Source organism: Mesorhizobium sp. M0207 (assembly GCF_040321995.1).
GTDB lineage: Bacteria > Pseudomonadota > Alphaproteobacteria > Rhizobiales > Rhizobiaceae > Mesorhizobium.
On sequence record NZ_JAMYSQ010000024.1, the window covers coordinates 39902 to 62390 of the forward strand.

The window sequence follows — 22489 nt, forward strand, 5'->3', positions numbered from 1 at the left end:
CTCAAGTAAGGCAGGACGAGACCATGCAGATAGGAATGATGGGACTGGGCCGGATGGGCGCCAACATGGTTCGGCGCCTGCTGCGCGATGGCCACGAATGCGTCGTCTACGATATTAACCCGGCGAGCGTCGCCGCGCTTGTGAGCGCCGGCGCGGTCGGAGCCGCCTCGATGGAGGAGTTCGTCGGCAAGCTGGCGAAGCCGCGCAGCGCCTGGCTGATGCTGCCTGCGGCGATCACCGGCAAGATCGTCGACCAGGTGGCTGCCCTGATGGAGCCGGGCGACATCATCATAGACGGCGGCAATTCCTATTATCACGAGGCCGTCGACCACGCCGCGCGCCTCGCCTTGAAAGGCTTGAGCTATGTCGATGTCGGCACCAGCGGCGGCGTCTGGGGCCTCGAGCGCGGCTACTGCCTGATGATCGGCGGCCCCGACAGCGCGGTCCAGCATCTCGATCCGGTCTTCGCAACGCTGGCGCCGGCCGCCGACGCCGCTTCGCCCGCTCCTGCCAAGGATGCCGGAACCTCGCCCTTCGGCTATCTTCACTGCGGACCAAGCGGCGCCGGCCATTTCGTCAAGATGGTCCATAACGGTATCGAATATGGCGTTATGGCCGCCTATGCCGAAGGCATGAACATCCTGAAGTCGGCGAATGTCGGCAAACGGCAGCGCACCGCCGATGCCGAAACCAGCCCGCTGGAAAACCCGCAATATTACCAGTTCGACATCGACATCGCTGAAGTGGCCGAGGTCTGGCGGCACGGCAGCGTCATCGGCTCGTGGCTGCTCGACCTGACGGCCGGCGTACTGAAGGCCGATTCGTCGTTGACGCAGTTCGGCGGGCGGGTCTCGGATTCCGGCGAAGGCCGCTGGACGCTGAAGGCGGCGATCGACACCGGCGTGCCGGCGCCGGTGCTGTCCTCGGCGCTGTTCGACAGGTTCTCCTCGCAAGGCGAATCCGAATTCGCCGACAAGCTTCTGTCCGCCATGCGCTATGCCTTTGGCGGCCATGTCGAAAAACCCAAGGCCGGCTCGTGACGGGCGACAGGGAGGCACGCCCATGAGCCAGGAACGATCGGACACGCTGGTGCTTTTCGGCGCCACCGGCGATCTCGCCCACAAGAAGATCTTCCCCGCCCTTTACGCCATGGTGGCCAAAGGGACGCTGAACGAGCCGGTGATCGGCGTCGCCTTCGATCCGTGGGACCTCGCCAAGCTGCAGGCGCGCGCCCGCGACGGCATCGTCAACGCCTTGGGCAGCATCGATGACAAGATCTTTGCCAGGCTTGCATCGCTGCTGCGCTATGTCAGTGGCGACTATCGGGCGCCTGCGACCTTCGAGAAGCTGAAGACCGCGCTCGGCAGCGCTGAGCGGCCGCTGCACTATCTGGCGGTGCCGCCGGCGATGTTCGAGGTGGTCGTCCAGGGGCTGGAGCAGTCGGGCGCCGCCCAGGGCGCGCGCCTGATGGTGGAAAAGCCGTTCGGCCACGATCTGCAATCGGCGCGCTGGCTGAACCGGGTGCTGCATCTGGTCTTCGATGAAAAGTCGATCTTCCGCATCGACCATTATCTCGGCAAGGAGGCGATCCAGAACCTGCTCTATTTCCGCTTCGCCAATTCCTTCCTCGAGCCGATCTGGAACCGCAATTACGTCGAGAGCGTGCAGATCACCATGGCCGAGGATTTCGGCGTCGAGGGCCGCGGCCGCTTCTATGACGAGGTCGGCTGCATTCGCGACGTCATCGAAAACCATCTGCTCAATATCCTCTTGCTGCTCGCCATGGAACCGCCGGTCGGCCGCTCGGCCGACGATCTCATCGACGAGAAGGTGCAGGTCCTGCGGGCGATCCGGACGCTGACCAGGGACGATGTGGTGCGCGGGCAGTTCGACGGCTATCTCAACGAGCCGGGCGTGGCGCCGAACTCGCCGGTCGAGACCTTCGCGGCGGTGCGCTTTTTCGTCGATACCTGGCGCTGGCAGGATGTGCCGTTCTTCATTCGCGCCGGCAAATCCCTGCCGGTGCACGCCACCGAGGTCATCGTGCAACTGAAGCGGCCGCCGCTCGACGTCTTCGATCCGATCAAGCCCGGCGACTGCAATCACGTGCGCTTCCGCATCGATCCTCAGGTGGCGATCTCGATCGGAGCCCGGCGCAAGGCGCCCGGCGATGACATGGTCGGTGAGCAGGTCGAGCTCACCGCGCTGGACGATTCGAAGGGCGACATGCCGCCTTACGAGCGGTTGATCGGCGACGCCATGAACGGCAACGGCCAGCTGTTCACCCGCCAGGACGCCAGCGAGCTCGCCTGGCGCATCGTCGGCCCGGTGCTCGGCGACACCACGCCGCCCCCTGTCTACGCGCCAAAGACATGGGGGCCGGCCGAAGCCATGGCTGGATTCGGGCCGCCGAACGGCTGGATCAATCCGGCGAAATGATTTCTGGGAGGCGAAGGCGATGGCCAAGGCGGTGAGGCACCCGGCATCGGAGGAAGAAAAGATCGTGCTTGCGATCGATATCGGCGGCTCGCACGTCAAGATCCGCACCAGCGCCGGCGGCGACGAGCGCAAGACCGCTTCCGGACCGGAGCTTACGCCGCAGCAGATGGTCGCGGCGGTGAAGACGCTCGCCGAAGGGCTGCACTACGATGTCGTCTCGATGGGCTATCCGGGCCCGGTGCACCATAACCGGCCGCTGACCGAACCCGCCAATCTCGGCAAGGGCTGGGTCGGCTGCGATTTCGCCGCCGAGTTCGGCAAACCGGTCAAGGTCGTTAACGATGCGCTCATGCAGGCCATCGGCAGTTATGAGGGCGGCCGCATGCTGTTCCTTGGCCTCGGCACCGGCCTGGGGGCCGCGATGATCGTCGATAACGTTGCCCAGCCGATGGAGCTTGCCCACCTTCCCTACAAGAAGCGCGGCAGTTTCGAAGACTATGTCGGCGAACGCGGCCTGCAAAAGCGCGGCAAGAAGAAATGGCGCAAACACGTCTTCGACGTGGTCGACCGGCTTCGCGCCGCCATGCAGCCGGACTACGTGGTCATCGGCGGCGGCAATGTCGACGAACTCACCGACTTGCCCGCCGATTGCAGACGCGGCGACAACACACGCGCCTTCGAGGGCGGATTTCGACTATGGCGCGACAAATCCCTGATTATTTGATATTGCTGATTGTCTGATATTATCGAGCACCGGCTCAGGGTTGTTAATCCCGCGCTGCCGTTAGTATTATTATTCAAAATAATGTGTGACGTGGTGCGGCGTCATTGCATTGCGCAGATTTGCCGACTAGGAATTTCTGCGACCCCCATGGACGGAGAGATAGATTGACCGACGACAACAACAACGCTCGCAAAAATATCGACCTGCTCGAGCTGACCGCCCATATCGTGTCCGCCTATGTCGAGAAGAACCGCTTGCCGGCTTCCGGCCTCGGCGATCTCATCGCCAGCGTCAGCGCTTCCATAGGCGGGCTCGGGCAACCGGCAGTGCCGGTCGCCGCGCCGCTGACGCCTGCCGTCAATCCCAAGAAATCGGTGACGCCGGACTACATCATCTGTCTCGAGGACGGCAAGAAGTTCAAATCCTTGAAGCGCCATATCGGCGTTCATTTCGGGCTGACGCCCGACGCCTATCGCGCCAAATGGGGCCTGCCGTCGGACTACCCGATGGTCGCCCCCAACTACGCGGCCTCGCGTTCGCAACTGGCCAAGGCGATCGGCCTCGGCCGCAAAGCCCCGCCCGCGCCCACGCCCGTCAAGGGCAGGGGCAGGAAGGCCAAGGCGACGGCCTAAAGCATCGTTCGAAGCCCTGCAAACGCAAGCCTCGAAGATTGGCGGGACAGCGCCCCCCTCTGTCCTGCCGGACATCTCCCCCTCAAGGGGGGAGATCAGCTGCCTCGCCGATGGCGCTACGCTTTAAACGTACAAATCTTTGAACGTACAAATTGCCTTCGAAGCCGGAGACTGGCGAAGGACGTCGCGACGTCCAATCTCCCCCCTTGAGGGGGAGATGTCCGGCAGGACAGAGGGGGGGCGAAGGAACTCGACCTGCGCGCCAAATAACCCTCTCCATCTCCGCCGAGCGTGGTTGCCGCCTGCAATTGGTATGGCAGCCTGAAAAAAAAGCTGGAGCCACGCCGGATTTTTGCGCGCGCCCTGCGCCGAACTGCGCTAAAGGCTTTTTTGGCCGGACCAGCGCCCATCGAGGAAGTGCCCCGCCGGCCGACATAGCCGCCACGGGGCCTTATTCCATGACCACAGAATCCCAAGTACCATCCGACCAGCGCTATGCCGCCTTTCGCCATCGGCCGTTCCTGAGCTACTGGGCGGCGCGCTTCCTTTCGACATTCTCCACCCAGATCGTGTCGGTCGCCGTCGGCTGGCAGATCTACGATCTGACCCGCGACCCGTTCGACCTCGGCCTTGTCGGCATCGTCCAGTTCCTGCCTTCGCTGCTGCTGGTGCTGGTCACCGGCGACGTTGCCGATCGTTTCGGGCGCCGTCTGATCATGGCGCTGGCGGTGCTGGTCGAGGCGGGCTGCGCCTTGGCCCTGCTGCTGCTGACGCTACGCGGCCTCTCCGGGCCGATGCCGGTCTTCATCGTGCTCGCCATGTTCGGCATCGCGCGCGCCTTCTTCGGGCCGGCCTCCTCATCGCTGTTCGCCAATCTGGTGCCGCCCGAGGATTTCGCCAACGCCATCGCCTGGAACTCGTCCGCCTGGCAGACGGCAACCATCGTCGGGCCGGTCGCCGGCGGCCTGCTCTACGGGCTTTCAGCCGAAGCCGCCTACACCACCGCCGCCGTGCTGATGCTGGTTGCCGCCGTGCTGATCTTCACCATCCCGAAGCCTGCCCAGCGCAGCCGGACCGACAGGCCGACGGTACAGACCCTGTTCGCCGGCTTCGGCTATATCTGGAGCGAAAAGATCGTGCTCGGCGCGATTTCGCTCGATCTGTTTGCGGTGCTCCTGTCCGGCGCCTCGGCGCTGCTGCCGGTCTACGCGCGCGATATCCTCGAACTCGGCCCATGGGGGCTCGGCCTGTTGCGCTCGGCGCCCGGCGTCGGCGCCATCTGCGTCGCCATCTGGCTGGCCGGACACCCGATCCGCAACCATGCCGGCCTTGTCATGCTCGGCTTCGTCGCGCTGTTCGGCGCATTCACGGTTCTGTTCGGCCTCTCGACCATCACCTGGCTGTCGATTGCGGCCCTTGCGCTGCTCGGCGCCACCGACATGTTCAGCGTCTATATCCGCGAGACGCTGATCCAGCTGTGGACGCCGGACGACGTTCGCGGCCGTGTCAACGCTGTCAACCAGGTGTTTGTCGGCGCTTCCAATGAGCTCGGCGAATTCCGCGCCGGTACGATGGCGGCGTTGATCGGCACGGTTCCGGCCGTGGTGGTCGGGGGTGTCGGGGCGATCGCTGTTGCCGGCCTATGGGCAGTGCTGTTCCCGCAGCTGCGCAAGGTGCGTCATCTCAGGGGGCGAAACTGATTACCGCAGCGCCGGCTTGCCGAAAATCATCGGCAGGAACTCGCCGAGCCAGCGCTTGAGGTGCATGTCCCAGATCAGCCGGCCGCCGAGATGGTCGCGGCCGGGCTGCGCGCCGGGCAGTTCGAAGCGGTGCGCGCCGCGCACCACCCAGCGCTGCATCATCGCCCGGGTCAATTCGCCATGGAACTGGATGCCCCAGGCATTGTCGCCATAGCGGAAGGCCTGGTTGGGATAGGTTTCGGCCGTCGCCAAAAGCGTCGCGTCCTTCGGCAGCGAAAAGGCCTCGCGATGGAATTGATAGACCATCTCCGGCCAATGCATCAGCCTGCTGCCCGCTTCGGTCGCCTTCAGCGGATACCAGCCGATTTCGACGAGGCCCTCGCCGTGGCCCTCGACCCTGCCGCCAAGATGCTTGACCAGCATTTGCGCGCCGAGGCAGATGCCAAGCAGCGGCCGGTTCTCGTTGAGCGGAATTTTAAGCCAGTCGGTCTCGCGGCGGACGAACTCGTCGCCGTCATTGGCGCTCATCGGCCCGCCGAACACCACGGCGCCGGCATGGCCATCCAGCGTCTGCGGCAAGGCCTCGCCGAGCGGCGGTCGGCGGATGTCGAGGTCGAAGCCTTCCTCGATAAGCATATGGCCGACCCGTCCGGGGCTCGAATGCTCCTGATGCAGCACGATCAGGATCTTTGGTCTCGGACTTGGCTTGGGCGGCATTGGAAGGCGGGATCCTGTCTATTCGTCGCTTGAGGTTCCGGCAGCACCAGGAGCCGCGGCGGCCGCCTTGAGGCGCGCCTCGACACGGTCGCGACGTTCGACGCCGATCAGCTCGGCGACCCGCCACACGGTATTGTCCTCGAGCTCGTGCAGCTCGCCATCGGCATAGACGATCTCCCACATCAGGCCGATGAAGGCCTTTCGCGCCTCGGCGTCGAGATGGCGCTTGAGCACGCTGGTGAAGGCGTAGAGGTCGATCGCCTCATTGTCGGCCCGCTCGCCGGCAGCCGCCAACGCGTCGAGTTCGTCACCGCTGATCGAGTAGCTTTCCGCCAGCACCTTCTTGAACCGTTCCCATTCGCTATCCTGGCGCACCCCGTCGGCGTTCATCACGTGGAAAAGCAGGGCGGACGCGGCAATGCGCGGATCGTCGGCGCTGGGGCTGGCGCCACCACCGGACGGCAGATCCCTTAGAAACGACAAAACGCGTTCGAACATCAAATCATTCCCAATAAGCCCGGGTCCACTCGACCCTGATCAGAACAAACGAAACCGGCGCGTCGATTTATCCGCCGCGTCGTCTGGATCGACGCCGGGGTCGTCGGGCAGCCGCGTCAGCTCCTGCGCCGGCTCGACGGCCTCGGCATCTTCCGGCACTTGGGCAAACGCCGCCGCGGTGATTGGTGTCACATGATCCTCGCCGGCACGGTCGTCCGTCTTTTCCTCGGTCGCTGTGCCCGGTGTCTCCGCCGTGTGCTCGATCGTCCCGGCTCTTTCCTGTACCGGCTCGGCTGGAGCCGCGATGGCCGGCACCGGCGCCTCCGGCGTATCCTCATGACCGTCGATCAACTGCCCGAGCCGCTCCATCGGCGCCCGCCATTCGAATGCATCGAGCCTGCCGCTGATCGGCGATACCGGAGCCCAGCGTTCGGAGACGACACCATCGGCAACCCAGGCCGGGTCGCGCGGCGCTCTCACCGCCTTCGACAGCAACTGCCGCACCTTGCCCTGGTCGCCGGTCTCGGCCTCCTCGATATCGGCCAGCAGCAGATAGGCGCCTTCGCGGCGATCCATGCGGATCGCGGCTTCCGCCTCGCGGCGGGCGGTTGAAAAATCCTGCGCATCCAGCGCGGCGCGCGCCACGGCAAGCGAGGACTCGGCATGGTTCTTCTTCAGCTCCTGCAGCTTCTTTGCCCGGTTCAGCCGGTCGAGCACGGCATCGCCCGGCCTGGCATGGGTGTAGAGCTCGGCGATCTCGGGATGCGGCTCGGCCTTCCACCCCGCCTCGAGGATTTTCGAGCCTTTGCGCACGTCGTTCTGTCTAAACAGCAATTTCGCCGCGACGACCGCCGCCGGTGCAAAATCCGGCCGCAGCCGGTTGGCTTCGAGCGCCGCCGCCCTTGCGGCATTGGCATCGCTGTCGATCAGCGCCTGCGCCTTGGCGGTCAGCAGCACGGCGCGGCGGCGGTTGGCGGCGTCACGCTCGATCTGCCGGGTCGACTTCTGGGCGTCGACCAGTTTCAGCGCGCCATCCCAGTCGCCGCGTCCAGTCAGGTCTTCCAGCGTCGATTCGGCCGCCCAGGCCAGTTGCGGCGCCACCGCCGCGGCACGGCCGGCATAGTGGCGGGCTGCGTTGCGGTCGCCGAGCCGCTCGGCCTCGAGATAAAGCCCGCGCAGGCCGAGCAGCCGCATTTCGGGATCATCGAGCATGGTCTCGAACTTTTCGCGGGCGCCTTCATGGTCGCCTTCGAGCAGCGAGGCCTGCGCGTCGAGCAGCTGGATCAGTGGCTCCTGATCGGAGCGGATCAGCTTTGCCGCTTCCTTGGTCTTCTTGCGGGCGAGCGCGCCGTCACCGGCGCCGGCGGCGATCATCCCGGTCGACAGCGCCTGGTAGCCGCGGTCGCGGCGACGCACGCGGAAATAGCGCGAGATCGTATAGGGGCTGTTCCACAGCGCCTTGATCAGCCACCAGACGATCATCACCGCGGCAACCACGGCAACGACCGCCACCGCCGCGACCATCAGGCTGACCTGGTATTGATAGCCATTGAAGGTGACGAGCATTTCGCCCGGCCGGTCGGCCAGCCAGGCGAAGCCGAGCCCGAGCGCAAAGACGACGGCAAGGAAGGCGAGGATGCGGATCATCGGGTTCCTCACGCCTTCATCGCGCCGGCGATGAGCGAATCGATCTGCGTCTCGACCTCCATCCGCGCTTTCAACTTGCGGGCAAAGTCGGCGCCGGCGGCCTTGGCCGCCTCAGGCAGGGTTTCATATTCGCTGAGCGCCTTGGCGTAGTCGCCCTGGTTGACCGCGACCTCCATGCGAGCGACGGTTTCCGGGACGCCGGTGCCTTCGACGGCGCCGATCGGCCTGACCTTGACGAGCGATTCGGCGCTGGACAGCAGCTTCTGCAGGATGCCGGCATTCTGGTCGATGGGCGTCGCGGCAGCGACCATCGCGTTGGCGGCGGCGTCCGCTTCGGCGGCGATCTCGGAGCGCATCGGGACGCCCTTTTCGGCATAGGTGCGCAACGTCGCAATCTCGGGTGCATCGGGTGAGATCGCGGCAAAGGTTTCGAGCTCGGCGGCGAACGGTGCACCACGGTCGAGCGCTGCCTTGAGCGCCGAAGCGGCAATGGCCAGTGCGATCTTCGGCTGCGAAGCCTGTGCATCGACCTTGCTCGAGATCTGTGAAACCGACTGTTCCAGGGCCGCAAGCCGGCTGTCCTGCGCCTTTGTCGTCTCGCCGGCCGATTTCACCAGCGCATCGAGCGCGGCCAGCCTGTCGTTGAGCGGGCCGAGATCGACCGGCGCCGTACCGCCGGCTTTGCCGAGGGCCGCAACCGCCGTCTCGATCTGCCTTACCTTGTCGCCAAGTGCTGCCAGGCCGGCATTGTCGCCGGCACCGCCTTGCTCGACCGCCGACTTCAACGCCGCGACGTCCGCCCTGACCTGATCCAGCGCCGACGACAGCCCGTCCACCTTGGCCGATGCGTCATTGTTGGCGCCGGCCTGTCTGAGGTCCGCGACCTCGCGTTTCAGCGAAACGATCTCACCATTGACCGCGTCGAGCGACACGCCGCCCGACCCCGGCGCACCGAGCAGGCCGGCAAATTGCAGCCCGCCGGCCGCGGCGAGGGCGATGACGCCGCCGATAATACCGGCGGCGATGCCGTTGATGCCGCTTCGCTTCGGCTGCGCTGCCATATGGTCGTCCCTCGTCTCAGCTGTCTTCTCACCGGAACCTGGGATCCTCGGTTCGTTGGCCCCGGTTCCGCTGGATGCATCTTCGAAACTGTAATCGGAAACCGCGGACCGCCCGGCCGGCGCATCCGAACCGGCGGGATAAGGGGTTTCCGCTTCCCTGGCAGAATCGACGCCGGCGTCCGCCGGCTCTTGCGTGCCGGCCGGCGCGGCTGCGTCGGCATGTTCCCATGGCTCGAGATCGGTCTGGTCCGCATGCACCGGCTCTTCAGGTGGCTCCGGCTGCGAGGCGTTCGCCGCTTCCTCGGCCCGCGCCTCGTCGGTCTGCGAGGTCACGGCATCCTGTTTGTCGGCGACTCGCGAGACGGCGCCAGGCTCAAGCTCGATGGTCACCGGCTCACGGCGGCTCTTGGAATGCCGCATCTTCGGCGTCTTGACCATGCTCGGGCTCCGCAAAATTCGCTTCGGGATGGTTGAAAGGGTCTAGCACATCACCAAGTGGTGAAAAGGGGCGGCGTGATGACGCCACGGCTTGGAGTTCAGTTTTGGCAAAACGCCGCAGGGCCGAATCCGCGTTTCAAGCCAAGGCCCATGCTCGGCACACAAAAAACCCGCCTCGGCGGGCGGGTCGTTGGAGCCAATTGGCACTATAACTAAATTACTAGCATAGCTGCCGGCACAAAGCAAGAACAAAATGTGCCCGAGGGCAATCGCCTGCGTTTGGCGCCGCCCTTCAAGCACGGCACAGAGCCGCCGCTAATGCCATCAGCGCGGCGCCTGCAAAAGTCCCAGCAAGGCATCTTCGTAGGGCTCAGGCGCAATCCGGATCCTTTCGCCGGCGACATCGCCGAGGGCGGCGGCAATACGTCCCGACAAGGCAAAAAAGCGCATTTCCCGGAAAAGGCTACGCAGCGCCGGCCGGCTAGCCAGGGCCTGCATCGCCGTGGCCGCCTTGGCCGAATAGAGCAGCACCGCCTCGACTGGCTGGACAGACAGGCGCGCAAGAACGGCCTCGTCGGAATAATCCAGCGCAAAAGTGTCGTAGGTCTCGATGGCGCGGACCTGAACGCCCGACGCCAACAGCCCTTCCTCGAAGCCGGGAAATCGCACCCGCCCGCAGAGATAGACGATCGTCTGCCCCGCGTAAGCGCCAGCAAGCGCATCGGTCAGCGCCTCGGCATTGCCCGGGCCTTCGCTGACCGACAGAAACCCGGCAGCGCGGGCGGCTTCCGCCGTCTTCCTGCCGACGGCGTGGCACGGCAAGCCGGCGAGCGCCGTGATGACCTCTTTCGGCGCATGGCGAACGGCATTGGCGCTGGTGATCGCGACCGCCGCGGCGTCAGCGAGCGCGCCGGCATCGACCGGCAGCGTCACGGTTCCGGTCAATGGCAGCAGGATCGGCTGAAAGCCGGCATCCGCAAGCCGGCGCCCCGTGCGCGACGCGCCCGGTTCGGGCCTCGTCACCAGGACGCGGAGCATGTCAGGTCCAGCCATCGAAGAATGTTTCGCCGGCCTTGGCCCGAACGGTCGCCGCGGCGTCCGCGCCAATGCGCGCCGCCTCCTGCGCCGGCCCTTGCAGCCTGACTTCATGCGACTGCGTGCCATCGGGCGAGATGATCAGCCCGGCAAAGGAAACCGTTCCGCCCGATATCGTCGCATGTCCGGCGATCGGCGTGCGGCAGGACCCGTCGAGCGCCGCCAGGAAGGCGCGCTCGCAGGCCAGCGCCTCGCCGGTCGGCCCGTCGTGGATCGCTGCCAGCATCTGTTCCACGTCGCGGTCTCCGATGCGGCTTTCGATGCAGATCGCGCCTTGCCCCGGCGCCGGCGGAAAGACCTCGAGCGGCATCAGGTCGGTGACGACGTCTTCGAGCCCGAGCCGCTTCAGCCCGGCATAGGCGAGGATTGTGCCATCGGCGATGCCGTCGTCGAGCTTGCGCAGCCGCGTCTGCACATTGCCGCGAAACATCACCACTTCGACGTCCGGCCGCATCCGCCGGATCAGCGCCTGGCGCCGCAGCGACGACGAACCGACCCTGGCGCCTTGCGGCAGGCCGGCAATCGTTCGCGCCGCCTTGCCGATGAAGGCATCGCGCGCGTCCTCGCGCGGCAGGAACGCGGACAGTTCGAGCCCCTCGGGCAACAGCGTCGGCATGTCCTTCGACGAATGCACGGCGATGTCGATGCGGCGCGCCAGCAGCGCCTCCTCGATCTCCTTGGTGAACAGGCCCTTGCCGCCGGCTTCCGACAGCGGCCGGTCCTGGATGCGGTCGCCGGTGGTCGAGATGACGACCACCTCGAAAGCTTCCGCCGGCATGCCGTGCGCCGCCATCAGCCGCGCCTGCGTTTCATGCGCCTGCGCCAGCGCCAGCGGGCTGCCGCGTGTTCCGATTCTCAAGGTTGTTTGCATGACGCGTCGTCCGTGATAACCCCCGGCAGGTTTTCGGGCTTTCTCCTATCGGGGAAAGGCCGGTTGCACAATCATCGAGGACAGCGACGAATTGATCCGCGTTCTGGGCATCGAGACGAGTTGCGACGAGACCGCCGCCAGCGTGGTGGCGCTGGACGGTCGCAGCACGCCGCAAATCCTGTCGAACATCGTGCTCAGCCAGATCGAGGAGCATGCTGCTTTCGGCGGCGTCGTGCCGGAGATCGCCGCGCGCGCCCATGTCGAGGCGCTCGACGGCATCATCGAGGCAGCGCTGGCCGATTCCGGCGTCGAGCTCGCCGACATCGATGCGATTGCCGCCACCGCCGGCCCCGGTCTTGTCGGCGGGCTGATCGTCGGCCTGATGACGGCCAAAGCAATCGCCGCGGCAGCAAAAAAACCGCTGATCGCCATCAACCATCTCGAAGGCCATGCGCTGACGGCCAGATTGACCGACGGCCTCGACTTTCCCTACCTCTTGCTGCTGGTCTCCGGCGGCCATACCCAGATCGTCGCCGTGCGCGGCGTCGGCGACTACCAGCGCTGGGCGACGACGATCGACGACGCGCTTGGCGAGGCCTTCGACAAGACGGCCAAGATGCTCGGCCTGCCCTATCCGGGCGGACCGAATGTCGAGAAGGCGGCGGCAACCGGTGACGCGACGCGTTTCGCCTTTCCGCGCCCGATGAAGGGCTCCGTGCAGCCCGATTTTTCCTTCTCCGGCCTCAAGACCGCGGTGCGCCAGGCGGCAACCGCGATTGCCCCGCTGAGCGACCAGGATGTCGCCGATATCTGCGCCTCGTTCCAGGCGGCGGTCGCGGATGCGCTGGGCGACCGTGTTGCGCGGGCGCTGACCCGGTTCCGTCAGCAATTCCCGGACAAGGCCGAGCCTGCATTGGTTGTCGCCGGCGGCGTCGCCGCCAATCGGACCATCAAGGCGACATTGCAGGGCCTGTGCGAGCAGGCCGGGTTCAGCTTCGTCGCGCCGCCGCTCAACCTCTGCACCGACAATGCGGCGATGATCGCCTGGGCCGGCATCGAGCGCTTGCGCGCCGGCATATCAGGTGAAAACGCCGCCGATTTCGTGCCGCGCTCGCGCTGGCCGCTGGACAGCGTCTCGGCCCCGATGGTCGGCTCGGGCCGGCGTGGGGCCAAGGCATGACCGGCAGCGAGCACAAGGCGCCAAGCGGCTGGCGCGTCGCCGTGCTCGGCGGCGGCGCCTGGGGCACGGCGCTGGCGCTGGCCACGCTGCGCGCCGGTCATTTCGTCCGCCTCTATGCGCGCGACCCGGAGACCGTCGCGGCGGTCGACCGTGGCGAAAATCCGCGCTATCTGCCGGGCATTGCGCTCGATCCCGGCATCGTGGCGACGAGCGACATCGAGGCGGCGCTCGACGGTGCCGACTGCGTTCTGGCGGTAGCGCCGGCGCAATCGTTGCGGATTATGCTGACGGCCGCGTCCAGCCATATGCCGGAAGGCGTCCCGCTGGTCCTCTGCGCCAAGGGCATCGAGCGCGACACCGGCGCGCTGCTGTCGTCCATCACCGAGGAAATACTGCCGGCAAATCCGGTCGCCGCTTTGTCCGGCCCAAGCTTTGCCACCGATGTCGCCAGGGGCCTGCCGACGGCCGTCGTGGTCGCCGCCCGCGACGAGGCTCTGGCCACCGACCTTGCCGCCCGCTTTTCGGCGGAAAATCTGCGCTGTTATTCGAGCGACGACCTGATCGGCGTCGAGATCGGCGGCGCGCTGAAGAACGTCTTTGCCATTGCCGCGGGTGCCGTCACCGGCGCCGGGCTCGGTGCCAGCGCCCAGGCGGCGATGGTGACGCGCGGCTTCGTCGAATTGCGCCGCATCGGCGCCGCCTTTGGCGCCAGGCCGGAGACGCTGATGGGGCTTTCCGGCCTCGGCGACCTGCTGCTCACCTGCTCGTCCGCGCAGTCGCGCAATTTCGCCTATGGGCTGGCGCTGGGGCAAGGCAAGCCGCTTGCCGGCTTGCCTTTGGCCGAAGGCGTGCCGACGGCGGCAATCGCCGCCCGCATCGCCGGCGAGCGCCGGATCGACGCGCCGATCATCGCCGCCGTCGCCGCCATACTGGACGGCACCATAACCATAGACCAGGCTGTGTCGGCGTTGATGACAAGGCCACTCAAGACCGAAACCGACATGTAATCGCGAACGATTGCGGAGATGGAAAGATGCTGTTTGCGTTGATTTGCAAGGACAAGCCAGGAAGCCTGCAGGTGCGGCTCGACACGCGGTCCGATCACATTGCCTTTCTGGAAGGGCTGAACGGCGACAAGAAACTGGGTTTCGCCGGCCCTTTCCTCGACGCCGACGGCAAGCCGGACGGCAGCCTTGTCGTTGTCGAGGCGCCCGATCTGGCTGCGGCAAGAGCCCTGTCGGCGGCCGATCCCTATACCAAGGCAGGGCTGTTCGAAAGCGTCGAAATCCGGCAGTGGAACTGGAGCTTCAACAAACCTGTGAGTGAATGATCGTTCGTTCGCGCTGCCCCTCATCCGCCTGCCGGCACCTTCTCCCCGTGAAGAACGGGGAGAAGGGAGAAGCTCCAGCGCTGGCGACCGCTCTCCCCGTCCTTACGGGGAGAGGTAAGGGTGAGGGGCAGCGCCAACGCTGGATAGCGACAAACCGACAACGGCAACGGGACAACTGAGATGAATTACTGGCTGTTCAAATCCGAACCTTCGGTCTTCTCCTTCGAGGACCTCAAGGCCAAGGGCAAGGCCGGCACGCAATGGGACGGCGTGCGCAATTATGCGGCGCGCAACAACATGAAGGCGATGCAGATCGGCGATCTCGGCTTCTTCTACCATTCCAATGACGGGCTGGACATCGTCGGCATCGCCGAAGTCTGCGCTCTGGCCCATCAGGACAGCACCACCGACGATCCCCGCTGGGAGTGCGTCGACATCCGCGCCTTCAAGGCCATGCCGAAGCCGGTGACGCTGGAGCAGGCCAAGGCCAATCCAAAGCTGGCCGACATGGCGCTGGTGCGACTCGGGCGGCTGTCCGTGCAGCCGGTGACGCCGGCCGAATGGCAAGAGGTTTGCCGCATGGGCGAACTGACGCCGGCGCCATGACGGCGCTGACGCCGGACAGCGCCAGGAAATTCATCCTCGACAACACGGCGCCGATGGCGCCGCCGCATGTGCCGGAGATCCGCCTGCACCTGGCCGACGAGGCGCACGAACTGTGGCAGCGGACCGAGGACGAGCTGACCGAAATCGGCCTGCCGCCACCCTTCTGGGCTTTCGCCTGGGCCGGCGGCCAGGGCCTTGCCCGCTACATCCTCGACAATCCGGCGGCGGTGCGCGGCAAGCGCGTGCTGGACTTCGCCTCCGGCTCCGGCCTTGTCGCCATTGCCGCGGTGAAGGCCGGAGCTGCCGAGGTGATCGCCGCCGATATCGACCCATTCTGCGCGACCGCGATCCGCCTCAATGCCGAGGCAAATGGAACCGAGATAAAATTCCTCATCGGTGACTGCATCGGCAGCGATGCCGGCTGGGACGTGGTGCTGGCCGGCGACGTCTTCTACGACAAAACTTTCGCCGACAGGCTGATGCCGTGGTTCGTCGCGCTGAAGGCGCGCGGCGCCGACATTCTCGTCGGCGATCCCGGCCGCTCCTATCTGCCGAGGGCGGGACTGGAGCCGCTTGCCGTCTATCAAGTGGCGGTGACCCGGGCGCTGGAGGACGCCGAGGTCAAGCGCACCACCGTCTGGCGTCTTGCTTGACGGCATCGCCGAACAGGCGTTCCATCGCGCAATCGACCGGAGGGAACCATGGATTTTTCAGCAATCAATTGGCTGGCGGTAATCGTCGCCGCCGTCGTGGCGTGGTTGTTCGGCGGGGCCTGGTACATGGGCTTGAGCAAGCCGTGGCTGAAGGCCGCCAAGCTTGATCCGGCGACGATGAGCAAATCGATGCTGCCCTTCGTCGTCTCCTTCATCGCGGAGCTCGTCATGGCGCTGGTCATGTCGCTGATCATCGGCGCCGTAACCGGCGGCGAGCCGAGCCTGCTTGCCGGGGTGATCTTCGGCTTCGTTCTCTGGCTGGGGTTCGTCGCCACCACGCTTTCGGTCAACCATCGCTACGAAGGTTTCGGCTGGGATCTGACGCTCATCGATGTCGGTCACTGGCTCGGCGTGCTGCTTCTCATCGGCGCGGTGATCGGCTGGTTCGGCGCGGCGGCGGGCTGAACGTCAGGTCGGGGTTCTTGCGATTTCGTCGAGAAGCCAATCGCGAAAGGCGGCAATGCGCGGATCATTCGCCGCACTTTCGGGATAGACCAGGAAATAGGCGAATTCGGGCGCGACCTTGATGCCGAGTTCGAACGGCCGGATCAGCCTACCTTCCGAAAGGTCGTTTGCCACCATGGCGAAATCGGCGAGCGCGACCGCGTTGCCGTCGAGCGCGGCCTGGACGGCATCCGTCGAATTGCCGAACACGATGGTCCGGCTGTCGTCGAAATCGTCGACGCCCGCCGCCGCCATCCACATGCTCCAGTTCGGCCAGGTGACGCCCTGGCGCGACCACTCGATATGGGCCAGCGTATGATGGAACAGGTCGCGCGGCTCTTTCAGCCGCGGCCCCGCCCGCAGCAAGGCCGGGCTGCAGACGGGGATGATGACGTTTTCGAACAGCCGGTGCGAGCGAAGCCCCGGATATTTGCCGGTGCCGAAACGGATGCCGAGATCGACGTCGTCGCGATCGAAGTCGCGCACCTCGTAACTGATGTCGAAACGCAGCTCGATTGCCGGATGCTGCTTGCGAAAATCGTCGACGCGCCGCATCAGCCACTTCGTCGCGAATTGCGCATCGAGGGTGACCTTCAGCAGCGCCGATCCACGCGCCGCCTTCTGCGCCCGTGAGACGGCCCGGCCAAGCAGGTCGAGCGCATCGGTCGAAGCTTCGAACAGCACCGCGCCCGCCTCGGTCAGCCGGATCGTGCGGCTGGTGCGTGTGAACAGCACGATGCCGAGCTGATCCTCGATTTCCTTGATCTGATGGCTGACCGCTGCCGGCGTCAGGCCGAGCTCGTCGGCGGCGCGGGTGAAATTGAGGTGCCGCGCCGCTGCCTCCAGCGTCCGCAGCGCACGGGTTCCAGGCAGCAGGCGCGCCATCAGTGCCAGACGAGGAGGGTTCGGTCGAGCATTCCAATCATCAAACAAAAATTGAAGATGCAGAAAAAACTACTCGTTTCTCGTTTTAATTTCAATCCGCCATGCTCTGAACATCGAAGAAACATCAAACCGGATTTGATGTCCGGAGAAGCGGATTGCACCATGTCTGACATCGCCTTGCGCTCGGTAACCCTCCGCCCGGCCTGGCTGCGCGCCATGCTTGACTGGCTTCGGCACGCAAAAATCGCGGTCAGTCTTCCCTACGAAAATGTCGAGGATCTCTCCGATCGCCAGCTGCGCGACATCGGCGGCGAACGCAAGGACATCGCACGCGCCATGGACCGCGAACTCGGCCGGCTCGGCCTTCTCGACATAGGGTGGCAAAGGAGTAGGGGAGTAGGGGAGTAGGGGAGTAGGAAAGCTAAGCGGCGCGCCCGCCCCTGTCTCTACTCTTACTGCCCTATTCCCCTATTCCCCTATTCCCCTATTCCCCTACTCCCTTACCTTACCACCCTTACCACCGTCCGCTCCGACAGCAGCGGCAGCAGCCGTGCCATGGTACGGGCCGTTACCGCGACGCAGCCTTGCGTCGGCGTGAAGCCGGCGCGCGCCAGGTGGAAGAAGATGGCGCTGCCGCGCCCGCGCCGGCGCGGCACAATGTTCCAGTCCAGCACCAGGCAGGCGTCATAGAGATCGTCGGTGCGCAGCATCCGCTCATGGCTGGCGCCATAGGGGATTTTGACCGGGCGGTTGTAGTTGCGGTCCCCAGGCACTTCGCACCAGCCGAGGTCGCGGCCGATCGGCGTCATCGCCAGCCGCGTCCGGCGGCCGCCGGCAAAACGGTCGCCGCGAAAATATCCCGACAATATCCGCATCGAGGCAAGCGGCGTGGCGCCGTCGCCCTCGCGCTTGCCGGCCGAGATGCCGCCATGCCCCAGCGCACATGGAAACACCAGTTTGCCGGCCTGCAGAAAGCCCTGGCTGGGTTGGCCGGGGCGCGCGCGCACGGTGAGCACGGTGAGCCCTTTCGGCAAAATTGCGCCGACTGCATTGCGATCGTGTTTTTTCTTGTATGATCGTGCCACGGAACAAATCACTGTGAACGGCTGTTGTGCCGGTCAGCTTCCGCATAAACAGGCAGCGGTCAACTGAAATCTCTTTTCAAAACAACGGATTGATCCATGACTTCACGCACCATTCTGATCGTCGACGACGATGACGACCTGCGCGGCACCCTTGTCGAGCAATTGTCGCTTTATGAGGAATTCGATGTCCTGCAGGAAGCGACCGCCGCCAAAGGCGTCGCCACGGCGCGTGGCGGGCTCATCGACCTGCTCATCATGGATGTCGGCCTGCCCGACATGGATGGCCGCGAGGCGGTAAAGATATTGCGCAAGGGCGGCTACAAGGCGCCGATCATCATGCTGACCGGCCATGATACCGATTCCGACACCATCCTTGGCCTCGAGGCCGGCGCCAACGACTATGTGACGAAGCCGTTCCGTTTTGCCGTGCTGCTGGCCCGCATCCGCGCGCAGTTGCGCCAGCACGAACAGAGCGAGGACGCCACTTTCTCGGTCGGCCCCTACACGTTCAAGCCCAGCCAGAAGCTTCTGATCGACCCGCGCGGCGCCAAGGTGCGGCTGACCGAAAAGGAAGCCTCGATCATCAAATATCTCTATCGTGCCGACCAGAAGGTGGTGACCCGCGACGTGCTGCTGGAGGAAGTCTGGGGCTACAATTCCGGCGTCACCACGCATACGCTCGAAACTCACGTCTACCGGCTGCGCCAGAAGATCGAGCGCGATCCTTCCAACGCGGAAATTCTCGTGACAGAAAGCGGCGGCTACAAGCTGGTTCCTTAAACATTTCATTATTCAAATAAGCGATCCGGGCGGGGCGCTTTTCGGGTACGGTCCTGAGGCTGGAGGTGGTTTTGGATCGGCCTCGTAGGGGAGGAGTCGGACTGACGGTTCGGGGACATAGCTAGATGGCGCTGGATGACGACATCCGCATCCTGTCCACCGTGAGGCTCTTCGAGGGCTTTACGCAGGAACAGCTGCGTCTGCTCGCCTTCGGCGCCGAAACCACCATGTTGAAAGCCGACCACAAGCTTTACCGCGAGGACGACGAGGCTGATTCGGCCTACATCGTGGTCAGCGGCCGCATCGTCCTCTACCGCGAGCACGACGGCGAGCGCATCCCGATCGGCACCGTCGGCCCCGGCACCATGCTCAGCGAACTGGCGCTGATCGCCGACACCAACCGGCTGACCAGCGCCTCCGCCGAAATCGATTCGGAAGTGCTGCGGCTCAGCCGCAAGATGTTCCGCCGCATCCTCGAGGAATACCCGGAACTGGCGGTTCACCTGCACCAGCGCATTTTGGAGGATTTCCAGGCGATGATCCGCCGCATCGAGGAACTTGGGCCGCGTTTTGCCGGCTAATATAGCGCCTCTGGCCTAACCAGATCGACTTCGGAACTGCGAGGGCTCAGGGCCGGTGCGTTGCGGAAACAAGCTCGGCCTTGCGCCGTGCCGTCTCCAGTCCGAGCGCAATGAAGCGGCGCGCATGTTTGGCCAGCTCGATGTTGTCGGTCCACAGATTGCGCCAGATCGCGGTTTTCCGCGACAGGTTCGCGTCGACGATTTCCGAGGAGAAGGATTCGAAGCTGAGGTCGTCGCTGTAGCCGATGGCGGTCAGCGCATCGAATATCGCGGCAAAATCGATATTGCCGGTGCCGAGGAAACCGCGATGGCTCTCGCCGATATGGACATAGCCGATCTTCCCGACCGCATTGCGAATGGCCAAGCCGACATCGGCCTCCTCGATGTTCATGTGGAAGCTGTCGAGATGCAGGAAGATATTGTCGGAGCCGCTGTCCGCGATGAAGGCCATGCCTTGCGCGGCGGTGTTGAGCAGATTGCTTTCGAAGCGGTTGACGATTTCGAGGTTGAGGGTGACGCCGGCTGATTTTGCCGTGTCCGCCACCTTGGCCAGCGTGCCGGCGCTGCGGTCCCACTGGTCACGCGTTGGCGCCTCGCTCTGCAAGCCGTGGCTGGTGCTGAGGATGCCGGCAACCTTCTGGCCGCCGAGATCGCGGGTCAGCGCGATCGTACGTTCCAGGATTTCGACGCCGTGCGCGGCAATCGTTTTGTCGGCGCTCGAAATATCGCCGTCGGCCGGCAGTCCGATGCTGATCGCAACGCCGAGGCCGAGATCGGCGATCCGCTTGGCCAAGCCGTCAATGTCGACATTGGCGGGGTCGAGATAGGAGAATTCGATCAGGTCGAAGCCGGCTTCCCTGGTGTTGGCCAGCGTCCGCTCGAGGTCGCCCTGCGCCGAGCTCGCCGACCAGACGAATGAATGGATTCCGATTCGCGACATGATCGTCTCCGGTTATTTCCAGCTGACCCAAGTCCAAAGCGGTTTTGGCAATCCGATGCTCGGACAAAAAGGTGCGGCCGGTCATCCCAGCCGCACCAGGCTTGGGAGGCTTAGCGAGCCGCGGTCCAGCCCTTGTAATCCTTCAAATTGTCGGCCGTGATCAGCTTCGGGTCGAGCAGCACAGTCGGCTCGGCCGGCTTCTTGCCGGCAAGCAGGTCAGCCGCCATCGTCAGCGACTGGCCGGCCATCACATAGGGATCCTGCGAGGCCGAGGCCTTGATCATCGACGTGCCGGAGGCGAGTTCCTTCTCGATATCGGGTGCACCGTCGACCGCGGTGAAGATGAACTCCGAGCGGTTGAGCTGCTTGGCCGCAAGCTGGGCGCCGATCGCCGTCGGATCGTTGATGGCGAAGACCGCGTCGATCTTGTCGAAACGCGTCAGCAGCGACTGGAACACTTTCAGGCCGCCGTCACGCGAGCCTTCGGCGTTCTGGTCGTCGGAAAGGATCTTGATGTCCGGGTGCTTTGCCAGCACGTCCTTGCAGCCCTTGACCCGCTCCAGGATCGACGACGAGGCCGGGCCATTGAGGATGACATAGTCGCCCTTGCCGCCGGTATTATCGACCAGATACTGGCACGCCTCTTCGCCGGCCTTGACGTTGTTGGTCATCACGGTGACGTCGGCGCCCGGCGCCGAAACGTCGAAAGCGGCAACGACGATGCCGGCCGCCTGCGCCTTCTTCACCGCCGGCGCGATCGCCTTGGCATCGACTGCGTTGAGCATGATGACGTCGACACCGGCAGCGATGAAGGAATCGACCTGCGATACCTGCTTGTTGAGATCGTAGTCGGCCGATACCGAGGTCACCTGCACATTCGGGTTGATCTTCTTGGCCGCGTCCTCGATGCCCTTGATGGTGGCGACGAAGAACGGGTTGCCGAGCAGTCCGACCGAGATGCCGACCTTGTTCAGATCCTTTGCCGATGCCGGCGCGATGACGGCGGCCGCAAGGGCGACGCCGCAGAGCAGTTTAGCGATGGTCTTCATTATTTTATTTTCCTCCTGATGCCCCGCGCCTCTCACGGTGCGTTACACATGAAACCGGCTCGTTGGATGCCGGCGACTAAGGGCCATCACGTTCTTGCTCCTGCCTGGAGCCGGTAACGGTCGAGGGCGACCGCCACGATGATGACCAATCCCTTGATGATGTACTGCCAGATGTCCGAAACACCGGCGAGGATGAGCCCGTTGGACAGCACGGCGATGATCAGGCCGCCGATCAGCGTGCCCCAGATCGAGCCGACACCGCCGACGAAACTGGTGCCGCCGAGGATGACTGCGGCAATGGCGTCGAGTTCGTAGGACTGGCCGAGCTGAAGCCCGTTGGCGGCATAGAGCCGGGCCGCCGACATGGCGCCGCCAAGGCCGGCCAGAAGGCCGGAAACGCCGTAGACGAAGAGCAGCACCAGCGGCACCTTGATGCCGGTCAGCCTGGCGGCCTCGGCGTTGCCGCCGACGGCGTAGATCCAGGTGCCGAGCACGGTGCGCTTGAGCACCAGCCAGGACAGGACGACGACCGCCAGCGCGATGATTACCAGCCACGGAATGCCGAACAGCGAGCCGTTGCCGATGAAGTCGAACGGCAGGTCCGCGTTGAACACCGTCGTGTCCTGGCCGAGCAGGCGGGCGACGCCGCGCACGGCGGTCAGCGATCCCAGCGTGACGATGAAGGGCGGCAGCTTGATATAGGCGATCAGCAGCCCGTTGATGACGCCGAAACCGAGCCCGACGAGAATGGCCGCGGGCACCCCCAGCAGTCCCCAATCGGGCACCAGCGACACCATCACTGCCACCATCGCCGAGGCGGCAAGGATCGAGCCGACGGACAGGTCGATGCCGCCGGTCAGGATGACGAAGGTCATGCCGGCGGCCAGCACGATGTTGATCGACGATTGCTGCATGACGATCAGCAGATTGGTCTGGGTGAAAAAGCGCGGATTGATGAACTGGAAGCCGACCGCCAGCAGGATCAGGATCGGCAGCATGCCGAGTGCGGCAACGACGGTACGCCACCTCGTACTCCTGCCGACCGCCCGGTCGTCCGCTTTCATCGTGTCGGCC

Annotated in this window: 25 protein-coding genes; 14 read left to right on the forward strand and 11 right to left on the reverse strand. The window is 64.9% G+C overall.

Going from position 1 to position 22489, the window contains the following annotated elements; all coding sequences use genetic code 11:
* Positions 1–23 precede the first annotated feature (23 nt).
* The 5 genes from gnd (at position 24) to NKJ15_RS25775 (ending at position 5495) form a co-directional block, all read left to right on the forward strand.
* Positions 24–1040, forward strand: coding sequence for a phosphogluconate dehydrogenase (NAD(+)-dependent, decarboxylating) (gene gnd / locus NKJ15_RS25755; protein WP_352818351.1), 1017 nt, complete (start codon positions 24–26; stop codon positions 1038–1040).
* A gap of 22 nt (positions 1041–1062) precedes the next feature.
* Positions 1063–2439 carry a glucose-6-phosphate dehydrogenase gene (gene zwf / locus NKJ15_RS25760; RefSeq protein WP_352772220.1) on the forward strand — a complete coding sequence of 459 codons (1377 nt, stop codon included), beginning with the start codon at positions 1063–1065 and terminating at the stop codon, positions 2437–2439.
* 19 nt (positions 2440–2458) lie between these two features.
* On the forward strand, positions 2459–3163 hold the full coding sequence (locus NKJ15_RS25765; RefSeq protein ID WP_352818354.1) for an ROK family protein: 705 nt from the start codon (positions 2459–2461) through the stop codon (positions 3161–3163).
* 164 nt (positions 3164–3327) lie between these two features.
* Positions 3328–3795 (forward strand): Ros/MucR family transcriptional regulator, encoded by a 468-nt coding sequence (locus NKJ15_RS25770; RefSeq protein WP_352613172.1) that lies wholly within the window; start codon positions 3328–3330, stop codon positions 3793–3795.
* Between the two features lie 458 nt (positions 3796–4253).
* Positions 4254–5495, forward strand: a complete 1242-nt coding sequence (locus tag NKJ15_RS25775; RefSeq protein ID WP_023678198.1) for an MFS transporter — start codon at positions 4254–4256, stop codon at positions 5493–5495.
* Here NKJ15_RS25775 and NKJ15_RS25780 read toward each other — a convergent pair whose 3' ends face one another.
* The 6 genes from NKJ15_RS25780 to hemC all read right to left on the reverse strand — a co-directional run bounded on the left by NKJ15_RS25780 (position 5496) and on the right by hemC (position 11822).
* On the reverse strand, positions 5496–6212 hold the full coding sequence (locus NKJ15_RS25780; RefSeq protein WP_352818357.1) for a glutamine amidotransferase: 717 nt from the start codon (positions 6210–6212) through the stop codon (positions 5496–5498). It abuts the gene before it with no gap.
* An 18-nt stretch (positions 6213–6230) separates the two neighbouring features.
* The gene (locus NKJ15_RS25785; protein WP_352470762.1) at positions 6231–6710 is read right to left on the reverse strand and encodes a tellurite resistance TerB family protein; all 480 of its coding nucleotides are present in this window, start codon (positions 6708–6710) and stop codon (positions 6231–6233) included.
* 39 nt (positions 6711–6749) lie between these two features.
* Complete coding sequence (locus tag NKJ15_RS25790; RefSeq protein WP_352818360.1) at positions 6750–8357, reverse strand: heme biosynthesis protein HemY; 1608 nt, start codon at positions 8355–8357, stop codon at positions 6750–6752.
* Positions 8358–8365: 8 nt separating this feature from the next.
* Entirely contained in the window at positions 8366–9856 is a 1491-nt protein-coding gene (locus NKJ15_RS25795; protein ID WP_352818363.1) for a COG4223 family protein, read from the reverse strand.
* 324 nt (positions 9857–10180) lie between these two features.
* Complete coding sequence (locus NKJ15_RS25800; RefSeq protein ID WP_352818365.1) at positions 10181–10894, reverse strand: uroporphyrinogen-III synthase; 714 nt, start codon at positions 10892–10894, stop codon at positions 10181–10183.
* Between the two features lies 1 nt (position 10895).
* Complete coding sequence (gene hemC, locus NKJ15_RS25805) at positions 10896–11822, reverse strand: hydroxymethylbilane synthase (protein WP_352613163.1); 927 nt, start codon at positions 11820–11822, stop codon at positions 10896–10898.
* Positions 11823–11916: 94 nt separating this feature from the next.
* Between hemC and tsaD the strand changes: the two genes are divergently transcribed.
* The 6 genes from tsaD (at position 11917) to NKJ15_RS25835 (ending at position 16056) form a co-directional block, all read left to right on the forward strand.
* On the forward strand, positions 11917–13002 hold the full coding sequence (gene tsaD, locus NKJ15_RS25810; protein WP_352540951.1) for a tRNA (adenosine(37)-N6)-threonylcarbamoyltransferase complex transferase subunit TsaD: 1086 nt from the start codon (positions 11917–11919) through the stop codon (positions 13000–13002).
* Complete coding sequence (locus tag NKJ15_RS25815) at positions 12999–14009, forward strand: NAD(P)H-dependent glycerol-3-phosphate dehydrogenase (protein WP_352818369.1); 1011 nt, start codon at positions 12999–13001, stop codon at positions 14007–14009. Before tsaD ends, NKJ15_RS25815 begins: the two co-directional genes overlap by 4 nt.
* A 26-nt stretch (positions 14010–14035) precedes the next feature.
* Complete coding sequence (locus NKJ15_RS25820) at positions 14036–14332, forward strand: YciI-like protein (protein ID WP_352818371.1); 297 nt, start codon at positions 14036–14038, stop codon at positions 14330–14332.
* 180 nt (positions 14333–14512) lie between these two features.
* Positions 14513–14938: an EVE domain-containing protein gene (locus tag NKJ15_RS25825; protein ID WP_352470769.1), complete on the forward strand. Its 426-nt coding sequence runs from the start codon at positions 14513–14515 to the stop codon at positions 14936–14938.
* Positions 14935–15591, forward strand: coding sequence for a class I SAM-dependent methyltransferase (locus NKJ15_RS25830; RefSeq protein WP_352818374.1), 657 nt, complete (start codon positions 14935–14937; stop codon positions 15589–15591). The genes NKJ15_RS25825 and NKJ15_RS25830 overlap by 4 nt, the downstream gene beginning before the upstream one ends.
* 48 nt (positions 15592–15639) lie before the next feature.
* Entirely contained in the window at positions 15640–16056 is a 417-nt protein-coding gene (locus NKJ15_RS25835) for a DUF1761 domain-containing protein (RefSeq protein WP_352509119.1), read from the forward strand.
* A 3-nt stretch (positions 16057–16059) separates the two neighbouring features.
* On the opposite strand, the gene gcvA is transcribed toward NKJ15_RS25835, so the two are convergent.
* Entirely contained in the window at positions 16060–16980 is a 921-nt protein-coding gene (gcvA, locus tag NKJ15_RS25840; RefSeq protein WP_352818377.1) for a transcriptional regulator GcvA, read from the reverse strand.
* Between the two features lie 162 nt (positions 16981–17142).
* Here gcvA and NKJ15_RS25845 point away from each other — a divergent pair, with 162 nt between their 5' ends.
* Positions 17143–17388, forward strand: coding sequence for a hypothetical protein (locus NKJ15_RS25845; protein WP_352818424.1), 246 nt, complete (start codon positions 17143–17145; stop codon positions 17386–17388).
* A gap of 92 nt (positions 17389–17480) precedes the next feature.
* On the opposite strand, the gene NKJ15_RS25850 is transcribed toward NKJ15_RS25845, so the two are convergent.
* Entirely contained in the window at positions 17481–18017 is a 537-nt protein-coding gene (locus NKJ15_RS25850) for a L,D-transpeptidase family protein (protein ID WP_352818426.1), read from the reverse strand.
* Positions 18018–18161: 144 nt separating this feature from the next.
* Between NKJ15_RS25850 and NKJ15_RS25855 the strand changes: the two genes are divergently transcribed.
* Both NKJ15_RS25855 and NKJ15_RS25860 read left to right on the forward strand, forming a co-directional pair.
* Positions 18162–18845: a response regulator transcription factor gene (locus tag NKJ15_RS25855; protein WP_023680479.1), complete on the forward strand. Its 684-nt coding sequence runs from the start codon at positions 18162–18164 to the stop codon at positions 18843–18845.
* 125 nt (positions 18846–18970) lie between these two features.
* Positions 18971–19426, forward strand: coding sequence for a Crp/Fnr family transcriptional regulator (locus tag NKJ15_RS25860; protein WP_352470773.1), 456 nt, complete (start codon positions 18971–18973; stop codon positions 19424–19426).
* Between the two features lie 46 nt (positions 19427–19472).
* On the opposite strand, the gene NKJ15_RS25865 is transcribed toward NKJ15_RS25860, so the two are convergent.
* From NKJ15_RS25865 to NKJ15_RS25875, 3 genes are all read right to left on the reverse strand, one after another.
* Positions 19473–20366: a sugar phosphate isomerase/epimerase family protein gene (locus NKJ15_RS25865; protein ID WP_352767413.1), complete on the reverse strand. Its 894-nt coding sequence runs from the start codon at positions 20364–20366 to the stop codon at positions 19473–19475.
* Between the two features lie 110 nt (positions 20367–20476).
* Positions 20477–21415: an ABC transporter substrate-binding protein gene (locus NKJ15_RS25870; protein ID WP_352470775.1), complete on the reverse strand. Its 939-nt coding sequence runs from the start codon at positions 21413–21415 to the stop codon at positions 20477–20479.
* 86 nt (positions 21416–21501) lie between these two features.
* The gene (locus NKJ15_RS25875; protein ID WP_502906944.1) at positions 21502–22479 is read right to left on the reverse strand and encodes an ABC transporter permease subunit; all 978 of its coding nucleotides are present in this window, start codon (positions 22477–22479) and stop codon (positions 21502–21504) included.
* Between the last annotated feature and the right edge of the window lie 10 nt (positions 22480–22489).

Coding starts and splice junctions, on each gene's coding strand:
- NKJ15_RS25835 (WP_352509119.1), top strand. CDS start 15,640: ATGGATTTTTCAGCAATCAATTGGCTGGCGGTAATCGTCGCCGCCGTC.
- NKJ15_RS25815 (WP_352818369.1), top strand. CDS start 12,999: ATGACCGGCAGCGAGCACAAGGCGCCAAGCGGCTGGCGCGTCGCCGTG.
- NKJ15_RS25875 (WP_502906944.1), bottom strand. CDS start 22,479: ATGAAAGCGGACGACCGGGCGGTCGGCAGGAGTACGAGGTGGCGTACC.
- NKJ15_RS25830 (WP_352818374.1), top strand. CDS start 14,935: ATGACGGCGCTGACGCCGGACAGCGCCAGGAAATTCATCCTCGACAAC.
- NKJ15_RS25790 (WP_352818360.1), bottom strand. CDS start 8,357: ATGATCCGCATCCTCGCCTTCCTTGCCGTCGTCTTTGCGCTCGGGCTC.
- NKJ15_RS25855 (WP_023680479.1), top strand. CDS start 18,162: ATGACTTCACGCACCATTCTGATCGTCGACGACGATGACGACCTGCGC.
- gcvA (WP_352818377.1), bottom strand. CDS start 16,980: ATGGCGCGCCTGCTGCCTGGAACCCGTGCGCTGCGGACGCTGGAGGCA.
- gnd (WP_352818351.1), top strand. CDS start 24: ATGCAGATAGGAATGATGGGACTGGGCCGGATGGGCGCCAACATGGTT.
- NKJ15_RS25870 (WP_352470775.1), bottom strand. CDS start 21,415: ATGAAGACCATCGCTAAACTGCTCTGCGGCGTCGCCCTTGCGGCCGCC.
- NKJ15_RS25800 (WP_352818365.1), bottom strand. CDS start 10,894: ATGCTCCGCGTCCTGGTGACGAGGCCCGAACCGGGCGCGTCGCGCACG.
- NKJ15_RS25820 (WP_352818371.1), top strand. CDS start 14,036: ATGCTGTTTGCGTTGATTTGCAAGGACAAGCCAGGAAGCCTGCAGGTG.
- hemC (WP_352613163.1), bottom strand. CDS start 11,822: ATGCAAACAACCTTGAGAATCGGAACACGCGGCAGCCCGCTGGCGCTG.
- NKJ15_RS25775 (WP_023678198.1), top strand. CDS start 4,254: ATGACCACAGAATCCCAAGTACCATCCGACCAGCGCTATGCCGCCTTT.
- NKJ15_RS25845 (WP_352818424.1), top strand. CDS start 17,143: ATGTCTGACATCGCCTTGCGCTCGGTAACCCTCCGCCCGGCCTGGCTG.
- NKJ15_RS25785 (WP_352470762.1), bottom strand. CDS start 6,710: ATGTTCGAACGCGTTTTGTCGTTTCTAAGGGATCTGCCGTCCGGTGGT.
- zwf (WP_352772220.1), top strand. CDS start 1,063: ATGAGCCAGGAACGATCGGACACGCTGGTGCTTTTCGGCGCCACCGGC.
- NKJ15_RS25765 (WP_352818354.1), top strand. CDS start 2,459: ATGGCCAAGGCGGTGAGGCACCCGGCATCGGAGGAAGAAAAGATCGTG.
- NKJ15_RS25825 (WP_352470769.1), top strand. CDS start 14,513: ATGAATTACTGGCTGTTCAAATCCGAACCTTCGGTCTTCTCCTTCGAG.
- NKJ15_RS25865 (WP_352767413.1), bottom strand. CDS start 20,366: ATGTCGCGAATCGGAATCCATTCATTCGTCTGGTCGGCGAGCTCGGCG.
- NKJ15_RS25795 (WP_352818363.1), bottom strand. CDS start 9,856: ATGGTCAAGACGCCGAAGATGCGGCATTCCAAGAGCCGCCGTGAGCCG.
- NKJ15_RS25860 (WP_352470773.1), top strand. CDS start 18,971: ATGGCGCTGGATGACGACATCCGCATCCTGTCCACCGTGAGGCTCTTC.
- NKJ15_RS25780 (WP_352818357.1), bottom strand. CDS start 6,212: ATGCCGCCCAAGCCAAGTCCGAGACCAAAGATCCTGATCGTGCTGCAT.